This is a genomic window from Vibrio ulleungensis (assembly GCF_016900875.1).
GTDB lineage: Bacteria > Pseudomonadota > Gammaproteobacteria > Enterobacterales > Vibrionaceae > Vibrio > Vibrio ulleungensis.
Genome location: NZ_JAFEUM010000018.1, coordinates 1 through 1,426 on the forward strand (window position 1 = coordinate 1; position 1,426 = coordinate 1,426).

Genomic DNA, 1,426 nt, shown 5'->3' on the forward strand with positions numbered 1-1,426 from the left:
TGAAGTGACCCCTTAAAGTTGGACATTTCTGTTAAGCGGCTTGTAAGGCCTGATTTCGATATTCCATCGGAGTCAGGCCTTTTAGTTTCACCTTGATGCGTTTTGTGTTGTAGTACTCGATGTATTCATCAATGTGTGCGATTAAGTCGTCCGCATCTTCAAAGTGCTGATTATGGTACATTTCTGTTTTCAGCAAGGCAAAGAAGTTCTCTGCCACTGCATTATCTAAACAGTTTCCTTTTCGCGACATACTTTGAGTTAACCCTCGTTCAGCGAGAGTTTTCTGATATTTCCTATGCCTATACTGCCACCCTTGATCACTATGGACGATTGGCTTGGCGTTTTTGTCTAAGGCCGAAACTGCCTGTGTCAACATGTCAGTGACGAGAGGTAAACACGCGTTTTTAGCAACCTTATAAGCGACGACTTCCTGTGTAAACAGGTCAACGATTGGTGATAAGTACACCTTCTGTTGTTTGACTTTAAACTCTGTAACATCGGTTACCCATTTTTCATCAGGCTTCGTTGCGCTGAAGTCCCGTTCAAGTACATTTGGGGCGGTTGTCCCAGCTTCTCCTTTGTAAGAGCTGTACCGTTTAGGCCTAACCGTTGACTTTAAGCCAAGTAACCTCATCAGGCGCTGAACTGTCTTATGGTTAAGCATGACGCCCTGCTTCCTTAATTCTAGGTGAATGCGACGATAGCCATACCTTCCTTTATGGTCATGATATATTTTCTCGATCAACTGCTTCTCATATTGATAGCTATCGGCGACGTTGATCGACTGCGCGTGATAATAGAAGCTACTTCTCGCTAACTTAAGGGCATGCAAGAGATGTGGTAACAGGTGTTGATTTTTAAGAGCTAGAACTACTTTCGTTTTTTCTTTGTTCGACGACGCTTCTCTTGTTCCAGCTCCTCTAACTTTTTTAGGACAGCATTCTCTGCTCGCAAGTAGGCTAACTCCTCTTTGAGCTGTTCCAGTGTTTTCTCATCATCGTGCTTATCTTGAATAAAAGGGTGCTTACTCATTGTTGGTCGTCCTTTGCTACACTCAAGCCCCTGGATACCACCTCTTTCATATTGCTTAAGCCAAACAGAGAGTGTGCCGGGAGAAGAAAAATTCAATACCGCACTAGTGTGACCGACAGACCAACCATTCGTCCACATGTGTTTTAAAGCTTGCAGTTTAGTTTGCGCGCTCTTAGCAAACCCATGGGGTGTAAATGCCTGAGAACCATGAATATCAAATACTTGTGCCCAGTAACGTATTTGACGTGATGGTATAGAATGAAGACGAGAAAGCTCTTCAGATGAACCTTCGCCTTGTAGATATTGTTTAGCTATAGAGCATTTTAATGCTCTGCTGTATTTGGACATAAAAAGACCCCCAATAATTGGTGTCCAACTATTGGGGGTCAGTTCA

General features: G+C 43.3%; 1 protein-coding gene and 1 pseudogene. Both read right to left on the reverse strand.

The window, feature by feature from the left end; translation table 11 throughout:
* Window positions 1–31: 31 nt before the first annotated feature.
* Window positions 32–871: pseudogene (locus JQC93_RS20155) on the reverse strand (IS3 family transposase); the annotation flags it as partial.
* On the reverse strand, window positions 871–1,426 hold a 556-nt coding region (locus JQC93_RS20160), incomplete at its 5' end, for a helix-turn-helix domain-containing protein (protein WP_236009697.1). The gene JQC93_RS20160 and the pseudogene JQC93_RS20155, both read right to left, overlap by 1 nt.